At 54.2% G+C, this 9,127-nt stretch carries 10 protein-coding genes, 1 tRNA gene and 1 rRNA gene (1 of these 12 cut by a window edge); all 12 read left to right on the top strand.

The window, feature by feature from the left end; genetic code table 11:
- Positions 1 to 1,641, top strand: a 23S ribosomal RNA gene (locus tag DWZ82_RS08875) (it extends 1,263 nt beyond the left edge of the window).
- Positions 1,642 to 1,805: 164 nt separating this feature from the next.
- Positions 1,806 to 1,881 (top strand) — tRNA-Lys (locus DWZ82_RS08870).
- 202 nt (positions 1,882 to 2,083) lie between these two features.
- Positions 2,084 to 2,329 carry a hypothetical protein gene (locus DWZ82_RS08865; RefSeq protein WP_118480265.1) on the top strand — a complete coding sequence of 82 codons (246 nt, stop codon included), beginning with the start codon at positions 2,084 to 2,086 and terminating at the stop codon, positions 2,327 to 2,329.
- A gap of 157 nt (positions 2,330 to 2,486) precedes the next feature.
- Positions 2,487 to 2,957: a VOC family protein gene (locus DWZ82_RS08860; protein WP_117490698.1), complete on the top strand. Its 471-nt coding sequence runs from the start codon at positions 2,487 to 2,489 to the stop codon at positions 2,955 to 2,957.
- A 2-nt stretch (positions 2,958 to 2,959) separates the two neighbouring features.
- Entirely contained in the window at positions 2,960 to 3,682 is a 723-nt protein-coding gene (locus tag DWZ82_RS08855) for an alpha/beta fold hydrolase (RefSeq protein WP_158575161.1), read from the top strand.
- Between the two features lie 5 nt (positions 3,683 to 3,687).
- Entirely contained in the window at positions 3,688 to 4,854 is a 1,167-nt protein-coding gene (locus DWZ82_RS08850; protein WP_118480261.1) for an aminotransferase class I/II-fold pyridoxal phosphate-dependent enzyme, read from the top strand.
- A gap of 9 nt (positions 4,855 to 4,863) precedes the next feature.
- Positions 4,864 to 5,247 carry a VOC family protein gene (locus tag DWZ82_RS08845; RefSeq protein ID WP_110436655.1) on the top strand — a complete coding sequence of 128 codons (384 nt, stop codon included), beginning with the start codon at positions 4,864 to 4,866 and terminating at the stop codon, positions 5,245 to 5,247.
- A 12-nt stretch (positions 5,248 to 5,259) separates the two neighbouring features.
- A complete protein-coding gene (locus tag DWZ82_RS08840; protein ID WP_118480259.1) occupies positions 5,260 to 6,015 on the top strand; it encodes an exodeoxyribonuclease III in 756 nt (251 codons plus the stop codon).
- Entirely contained in the window at positions 6,008 to 6,376 is a 369-nt protein-coding gene (locus DWZ82_RS08835; protein WP_118480257.1) for a CPCC family cysteine-rich protein, read from the top strand. Before DWZ82_RS08840 ends, DWZ82_RS08835 begins: the two co-directional genes overlap by 8 nt.
- Positions 6,377 to 6,820: 444 nt before the next feature.
- Positions 6,821 to 7,966 (top strand): D-alanyl-D-alanine carboxypeptidase family protein, encoded by a 1,146-nt coding sequence (locus tag DWZ82_RS08830; RefSeq protein ID WP_147356921.1) that lies wholly within the window; start codon positions 6,821 to 6,823, stop codon positions 7,964 to 7,966.
- A gap of 147 nt (positions 7,967 to 8,113) precedes the next feature.
- A complete protein-coding gene (locus tag DWZ82_RS08825; RefSeq protein ID WP_117750885.1) occupies positions 8,114 to 8,524 on the top strand; it encodes a hypothetical protein in 411 nt (136 codons plus the stop codon).
- A 343-nt stretch (positions 8,525 to 8,867) separates the two neighbouring features.
- On the top strand, positions 8,868 to 9,125 hold the full coding sequence (locus DWZ82_RS08820; RefSeq protein WP_158557226.1) for an AtpZ/AtpI family protein: 258 nt from the start codon (positions 8,868 to 8,870) through the stop codon (positions 9,123 to 9,125).
- Positions 9,126 to 9,127 lie beyond the last annotated feature (2 nt).

Below are 9,127 nucleotides of genomic sequence, written 5' to 3'. Positions count from 1 at the left end.
GCAGTAATGCATTGGGTAGGGGAGCGTCGTATGCGGGGCGAAGTCAGAGCGGAAGCACTGGTGGACTGCATACGAGTGAGAATGCCGGAATAAGTAGCGAGAATTATGTGAGAATCATAATGGCCGAAAATCTAAGGTTTCTTGGGGAAGGTTCGTCCGCCCAAGGTTAGTCGGGAGCTAAGCTCAGGCCGAAAGGCGTAGGCGATGCACATACGGTAGAAATTCCGTAACCACCGAACATTTAAGCTAGAGGGACGCTTTCTTTAAGTCTATCCCGGGCGATGGTTGCCCCGGGCGTAAGGGACCGAAATATAGTAGGGAAGTAGATGGCGAGAGAGACGAGAAAAGCTCTAGTGTATACTAAGGTGCCCGTACCGCAAACCGACACAGGTAGATGGGATGAGTATTCTAAGGCCAACGGGAGAAGGGTTGTTAAGGAACTCGGCAAATTGGCCCCGTAACTTCGGGATAAGGGGCGCCTGCGAGAGCAGGCCGCAGTGAAAAGGCCCAAGCGACTGTTTAGCAAAAACACAGCTCTCTGCTAAATCGAAAGATGACGTATAGGGGGTGACGCCTGCCCGGTGCTGGAAGGTTAAGGGGAGTGCTTAGCGCAAGCGAAGGTGCGAACTTAAGCCCCAGTAAACGGCGGCCGTAACTATAACGGTCCTAAGGTAGCGAAATTCCTTGTCAGGTAAGTTCTGACCCGCACGAATGGCGTAACGATTTGGGCACTGTCTCAACAGCCCGCCCGGCGAAATTGTAGTACCGGTGAAGATGCCGGTTTCCCGCAACTAGACGGAAAGACCCCATGGAGCTTCACTGTAGCTTGATATTGGATCTCGGTATTCCATGTACAGGATAGGTGGGAGGCTAGGAAGCGAGCGCGCCAGCGTTCGTGGAGCCAACCTTGGGATACCACTCTTGGGATATTGGGATTCTAACCTGCGACCATGAATCTGGTCGGGGGACACTGTCAGGTGGGCAGTTTGACTGGGGCGGTCGCCTCCAAAAGAGTAACGGAGGCGCTCAAAGGTTCGTTCAGCACGGATGGAAATCGTGCACTGAGTGTAAACGCATAAACGAGCCTAACTGCGAGAATGACGGTTCGAGCAGTAACGAAAGTTGGAGTTAGTGATCCGGCGGTATGTGAATGGAAATGCCGTCGCTCAACGGATAAAAGCTACCCTGGGGATAACAGGCTGATCTCCCCCAAGAGTCCACATCGACGGGGAGGTTTGGCACCTCGATGTCGGCTCATCGCATCCTGGGGCTGAATTCGGTCCCAAGGGTTTGGCTGTTCGCCAATTAAAGCGGTACGCGAGCTGGGTTCAGAACGTCGTGAGACAGTTCGGTCCCTATCTGTTGCGGGCGCAGGAATATTGAGAGGAGCTGTCCTTAGTACGAGAGGACCGGGATGGACGTACCGCTGGTGCACCAGTTGTTCTGCCAAGGGCATAGCTGGGTAGCTAAGTACGGACGAGATAAACGCTGAAGGCATCTAAGCGTGAAACTCCCCTCGAGATAAGTGTTCCCATCCTTCGGGAGTAAGGCCCCTTGTAGACTACAAGGTTGATAGGTCAGGAGTGGAAGTGCAGTAATGTATGGAGCGGACTGATACTAATAGGCCGAGGGCTTGACCTTAAATGTTAGGTAACCTCGAAGAAATAGCTTGCGAGTAGGATTGTTCAGTTTTGAGGGTGTAAAGACCTTCTAAAAAGTTTTCTGAGAGAGAAAACAGCGAAGAAGATAGCGCGTGAGCGCAGGTAAAGCTTCTTTTGCATACTTTTCTTCTCGAAGAAAAGTATGCACCATTAGCTCAGTTGGTAGAGCAACTGACTCTTAATCAGTGGGTCCACGGTTCGAGCCCGTGATGGTGTACCACGAAACCCGAGTTTTTTAACGAAAGCCCGGGTTTTTGTTATGTCTCAATTTAATTTTACACCGTTGCCTCTTCTTTCCTCGCGCCTGTTTATTAAAAGCAGTAATCCGGCTGTCGTATGACGATTGACAAGCCGCACTCTCCGGGGTATGATAAGCACAAGGCAGGATAACCATTTACGGAATTGCACAGGGAGGGAATGCAATGCTGTTCAAAACAGAGCTTACCGAAGTTTTCACCATGGCGGAGATGGACAAAATCGTTAAGACACTCAGCGCGAAAGGCATAGATGCGGCCACGAAAACTGTCGATCTGATGAGCGGCGGATTGTTCGAAAACCGGCGTTCGTCCGGCACGTTCGGCATGAATGCCGAGGCGAGAGTCGTTTACAAAATCTACGTTAAACGTGCGGATTTGGAGTTTGCAAAGAGCGTTCTTGCGACAATCTGATCGCAAAGAAGGGAATGAAGTAAAATTCATTCCCTTTTTCTATGCCTACTTTACCGATTCATCAAAATGTGATAAAATAGAAGCCAAACAGAAAATTTAGTTTCTATTCCGAGCGGATTTTCCGCTTTTGGTTTGGGTTGATGGAGGCTGCACTATGATAAAGTTCCGAATGCCGCTGCTGGCGGTGCGTGATGTGGAGATTTCAAAGAAATTTTACCATGATCTGTTCGATCAGGAGGTTGTGCTGGATTTAGGCGGAAACGTGACGTTTTCCGGCGGCTTTTCCGTTCAGCAGGATTTTGACAGGCTGACCGGCGTGCCCAAATCCACGATCCTGCACCAGTCGCACAACATGGAGCTTTACTTTGAAGTGGACGACTTTGACGCGTTCACGGAAAAGCTGCGCAGACACCTGGACGTGGAACTGGTGCATCCGCCGATGACGCATGCGTGGCAGCAGCGTGTGGTGCGCCTGTACGACCCGGACTGGCATATGATCGAGGTCGGTGAGTCCATGGAGCACATCGCACTTCGCCTGCTGGACGAGGGCCGTTCCGTGGAGGAAACCGCCGCTCTCATCCATCACCCGACTGATTTTGTGGAGCAATGCAGAAAGGGTTTGAAATAGATATGTTCGGTTATGAACCGGAATTCGTCGTGTGCGGCGATGCCCGGATTGCTTATTACGATGTCGGCCGAGGAAAGCCGCTTGTGCTGCTGCACGGCAACGGCGAGGACAGCTCGTACTGGAACGCCCAGATACCCGAGCTGACCCGCTTTTACCGCGTTATTGCGGTGGACAGCCGCGGGCACGGCGCCTCCGGGAGCGGCGGGCACGGCCTGTCGTTTGAAATGATGGCGGAGGATCTCAAAACCGTACTGGACACGCTCGGCGTGAAAAAAGCGCACTTCCTCGGCTTTTCGGACGGCGGCAATCTGGCGATCAAATTCGCACTGACGCACCCGGAATATATAGATAAACTCATCCTCAACGCGGCCAATGTGGAGATGTTCAGCGGCGTCAAGCCGCAGGTGCAGCTGCCCGTTATGGCAGGCTACGGTGTTGCTGCGGCGCTGAGCCATTTCAGCAAAAAGGCGGCGCGCCGAAGGGATGTGCTCGGACTGATGGTGCACCCGTACGGGGTGACGATGAACGATCTGGAGCGGCTGACCATGCCGACCCTCATCATCGTCGGCGAGCACGATGCAATACGCGAAAAGCAGACAAAGGAGATGGCCTCGCACATTCCCCACTGTGAAGTGGAGGTTTTCCGCGACGGTGACCACTTTGTTGCAGCAAAGCAGCCGTCCCGCTTCAACCGGACGGTTATAGAATTTTTACTTGGGAGATAATCAGCATGAAATTCATCAAAGCGGGAGAAATCGCAGACAGCAATATTTTCAACAAGCTCGACGAGCGCAAGAAGTCGCTCCTCGAAGGCGGCATGGACGTCATCAATCTGTCCATCGGCACGCCGGATTTTCAGCCGGGAAAGCATGTGATGGAGGCCGTCAGCCGCGCTGCACTCGACCCGGATATGTACAAGTATTCGCTGAACGAAACGCGCGAGCTGCTCGACGCCGTAGAAAACTGGTACAAGCGCCGCTATGACGTCACGCTTGCCGACGACGAGATCATGGCTGTGTGCGGCTCGCAGGAGGGCATTGCACACGTTGGCTTTGCTTTCGCCGGCCCGAACGACCTGATCCTTGCACCGGACCCGGGCTACCCGATCTTCTCGTTCGGCCCAATGATGACCGGCGCAACGGTCGGTCTGTACCCGCTGTACGCCGAGAAAAACTGGCAGCTGGACTTTAACGATATCCCGGAGGACGTGGCAGAGCGTGCAAAGGCGATCGTTGTTTCCTATCCGAACAACCCGACCACCGCCGTTGCCGATCGCAGGTTCTACGAAAAGCTGGTCCTTTGGGCGCGTGAGCACAACATCATTGTTCTGCACGACAACGCGTATTCCGACATTATGCTGAACGGGGAAAAGGGTCTGTCCTTCCTGTCCATTCCGGGCGCGAAGGAGGTCGGCATTGAGTTCAACTCGCTGTCCAAGACCTACAACCTGACCGGCATGCGCGTGTCCTTCGCACTCGGCAACCGCGAGGTCATCAGCCGTTTCCGCGCGTTTCGCTCGCAGATCGACTACGGCATGTTCTACCCGATCATGGCGGGTGCGGCTGCCGCGCTCAATGGTCCGCAGGATGTGGTAGAGAGCAACCGCACCGGCTACATGGCGCGCCGCGACGCGCTGTGCGGCGGTCTGCGCTCGATCGGCTGGAACGTGCCGGATGCACAGGGCACCATGTTCGTCTGGGCGAAGATTCCGGAGCGCTTTGCGTCCTCGGTGGACTTCGCCATTGAGCTGATGGAAAAGACCGGCGTTATCGTGGTTCCGGGCAGCGCCTTCGGTGCGCAGGGTGAAGGCTACGTCCGCATGGCGCTTGTCGTTCCGCCCGAGCGCATGGCAGAGGCGGTTCGCCGCATTGACGAGAGCGGTATTGTAAAGGAGTGAGTTTCTGTTATGCAGATCGACCATATTGCACTGTACACGCGTGATTTAGAGCGTCTGTGTGAATTTTACACCAAATATTTTGACGGTACGGCGGGCAAGCTGTATCAGAATGAGGAGACCGGCACGCAGGCGTGCTTTGTGTCCTTCGCTGACGGCGCACGGCTTGAAATTGTGACCCGTCCGCAGTTTGAGGATGCCGAGCACTCGCGTCTGTGGACCGGCTGGGCGCATACGTCGTTCAAGGCGGGCACTCGCGAGAACGTGGACGCGCTGACCGAGCAGATGCGCTCGGAGGGCTATGAGATCACGGATGGCCCTGTTGTCGGCAAGGATGGCTGCTACGGCAGTTTTGTGCTCGACCCGGACGGCAATACCGTCCGCATCGTAGCGTGAAGGAGAACGCAAATGAAGCTGATTTCATGGAATGTAAACGGCCTGCGTGCGTGCATGGGCAAGGGTTTCCTTGATTTCGTCGCCGCCGAGCAGCCGGATATGCTGTGCCTGCAGGAGACCAAAATGCAGCCGGGACAGGCTGATGTGCCGCTTGAGGGCGGCTACCGCGAATACTGGAACTCGGCAGAGAAGAAGGGGTACTCCGGCGTGGCGCTGTTTACCAAGACCGAGCCGCAGAGCGTCGCCTATGGTCTTGGTATTGAGGAGCACGACCACGAGGGTCGTGTCATCACCGCCGACTACGGCGAATTCTACCTCGTTACCGTGTATACGCCCAACTCGCAGAATGAGCTGAAGCGTCTGGATTACCGCATGACGTGGGAGGATGCCTTCCGCGAGTATCTGGTAAAGCTGGATGCGGAGAAGCCGGTCATCGTGTGCGGCGATATGAATGTCGCGCATGAGGAAATTGACCTCAAGAACCCCAAGACCAACCGCAAGAACGCAGGCTTCACCGACGAGGAGCGCGGCAAGATGACCGAATTGCTCGCCGCAGGCTTTACGGATACGTTCCGCCATTTTAACCCCACGCTCGAGGGCGTGTATTCGTGGTGGAGCTACCGTTTCCACGCCAGAGAGAAGAACGCAGGCTGGCGTATCGACTATTTCCTCGTGTCCAATCGCTTTGCCCAGCGGGTTAAGGACGCGCGCATCCTGACCGACGTGTTCGGTTCGGATCATTGTCCGGTGCTGATCGAAATTGAATAAGGACGAGTATGCCTTTCTGCCGGAGGCGTTTTTCGACGGCGTGCAGGAGCGGGAGGACGAGGAGGTGCTCGACCCGTACTTTCGGCCGGATGCCGTATCCGAGGACGAGGAACCCGAGCCGGATATGAGCTGGCTGCCGGAAACGCCGACCGAGCCGTGTCCGTGCTGCGGCGCAGAGATCCCCGAGAATCCTTCCTGGGGTTATATCTGCCCGATGTGCGGCTGGGAGATTGATTACGATGTCGAAGGTGAGCCGGATAAGCCGAGCGACCAGAATCATGGGCTGTCGCTCACCGAGGCCCGGTGGAATTTTCATTCGTTCGGTACGGTCGCACCGTGGAAGATAATTGAGAATGGATAATGGAAGATGGAGAATGAACCTCAGGGTAGGTCGTTCTCCATTTTTTTATTCAGAGAAATAAATTCACTCTCTCCATCAGAACCGTCAAATCAGGATCAGTCAGTCATTTTCCATTCTCAATTTTGTTCTGCTCTGCTGTTCTCTCCTGTACTATCTACTCTTTTCTTCTCTGCTCTGGTCTGCTCTACTGTACTGTTCTCTGCTCTTCTGTACTCTTCTCTGCTCTGTGGATTTTCCGTACGATAAATCCCGTTCACTGTGTACTTTCTCGCCAAGAAATAGCGATTTCTCGCCAAGAAATCCGGAATACTGGAAGAACACACCAGATTCCGCCGATTACTAACGCCTAATTACTAATTAAGGAAACCTCCTCACTCCTAACTCCTGCCTGACTGCATAATTGCGTTCCGCCGCACATAGGCTATGCTGAAAGGGTGAGTGGATGTGCGGAAATTAATCTGTGCCGCCTTGCTCAGCGGTCTGTTTACGGTGCAGGCGGCGGCGCTGCCCGAAATGGGCGCGCTCTACGCGAAATCGGCGGCACTATATGCGGCAAACGGGCAGGAGCTTTACGTCTATAACGCCGACGAGCAGCTGCAGCCTGCGTCGGTGACAAAGATCATGACCATGTTGCTGGCGATGGAGGCGTTCGAGCGCGGCGAGGTGACACTGGACACCATGATAACCGGCAGTGAGTACGCCTGCTCGATGGGCGGCACGCAGATCTGGCTGGAGCCGGGCGAGCAGCTGACACTGGATGAAATGCTCAAGGCGATTGCGGTCGGTTCAGCGAATGACTGTGCGGTTGCGGTAGCGGAGCATCTGGCGGGCACAGAGGCCGCCTTTGTCGAACGGATGAACACGCGCGCACGCGAACTCGGCTGCACGAACACAACGTTCGTCAACGCCAACGGACTGGACGGCGAAGGTCAAAAGACGCTGACCTCGGCACGCGATCTTGCGCTTATTTCCTGCGAGCTGCTGCGCCACCCGAAAATACTGGAGTACACCGGCATCTGGATGGACACCGTGCGCGGCGGCAAATTCGGTCTGGCGAACACGAACAAGATGCTCAAAAGCTATCAGGGTCTGACCGGTCTCAAAACCGGCTACATCCGCGAGGCCGGCTTCTGCATTTCTGCAAGTGCCGAGCGGGACGGACTGAGCCTTGTAGCGGTCGTGATGGCGGCGCCCACCAAGGAGAACCGCACAGCGGACGCGACCGCGCTGCTCAATTACGGCTTTGCCAACTTCACGGCGTACACGCCTGCGGCTGACGATCTGGCACCCATTCCGGTGACGCTCGGCACCGCGGAGACCGTGCAGCCGGTGCTCGAGGGCAGTGATTCGTTCGTGATCGAAAAGACGAAAGCAGGGGATATGCAGACCGCGTTCGACCTGCCGGAGACGCTCACCGCGCCGATACAGGCCGGTCAGCGGTTGGGCGAAATGACGGTATCCGCCGGCGGAGAGACGGTTTTGACCGTTCCCATCATCGCCCAAGCCGGTGTGGACGCGCTCGGACTGCCTGAGCTGCTTATTTCCTTTGTGCGCGGCCTTGCAGGAAATGTTGTAAAAGATGAAAAATAACGTCAAAATCCGGCGTTTTCCGAACAAAATTGGAAAGGCTGAGAAAATTACCATACAAAATGACGGAAAGTTTGCAATTCGGACTTGTGATTTTGGCTAAACTATGGTACACTAATAGCAACCTCAAAGGTTGGGAGGATAAAAACTATGGTAAAACTTATTATTGGCGGTACCGGTTCCGGTAAGACCAAGGAGCTTATTGATCAGGTCAACGCTGCAGTAAAAGAAGAAAAGGGCAGTGTCGTTTGCATTTCCCGCGGCAACAAGCTGACTTTCGATATCTCGCATGACGCGCGTCTGATCGACGCAGCGGATTATCCGGTTAGCGACATCGCAAGCCTGCTCGGCTTTGTCGGCGGTCTGCATGCCGGCAACTACGATATCACCCGTGTCTTCATCGACGGTCTGTACAAGATCATCGGCGGCAAGGACGCAGCCAAGGCTGAGGAGTTCCTCGTCGCTCTGGACGCATTCTCTTCCAAGCACAGCGTAAACTTCACCGTTTCGCTCAGCGAGGAGCCGGAGTCTGCTACCGAAGGCATGAAGCGTTTCCTGTAATCCTTAAACGGAAATACATATCGCAAGCACAAAAAAGCAACGATGAAAGTCGTTGCTTTTTTCTTTTGCCCGCAGCCGGGCTGGTAAGAAAAAAACAATGGGGAATGCTGCGTCTTTTTCCCTTTGTGATAAAAAAGACAATCTGGCATTTTACATATACTTAATAAGAATAATTTGTGCAGAATGTATGATACGACACAAAGTCACAAAAAATATTTAGCTTTTCTGAGCAAAAGTATTTTACTTTTTGGGCAAGTTGTTTATAATAAGTAATATAGCGTGCCGAGAGAGCACGCTGCATTTTGTACAATGTTGCTATGGCGTTCATGAAGGGGGAATGCGATTGCAAAGAGGGAAAGAAGGCTTTAGTGTGCTGCGCTACCTGATCTATTTTTCTCAGGTAGGCTTCACAGTGATCACACCGCCGGTGCTTTGCTGCTTCGGAGCGATATGGCTCCGCAACCGGTTCGGTTGGGGCAACGGTGTGGTGATTATCGGAATCCTGCTCGGTATCGCGGTTGCAGCCTGCAGCCTGCGTGACTTTCTGCGATTTACCGAGCGCAAAGCCAGAGAAAGCGCAGAGAAAGAAAAGGAGCTGTGACG

Source organism: Butyricicoccus sp. AF35-5AC, assembly GCF_003477715.1.
GTDB lineage: Bacteria > Bacillota > Clostridia > Oscillospirales > Butyricicoccaceae > Agathobaculum > Agathobaculum butyriciproducens.
Note: the sequence above shows the minus strand (reverse complement) of the source record. Positions and strands in the feature narration are given on the sequence as shown.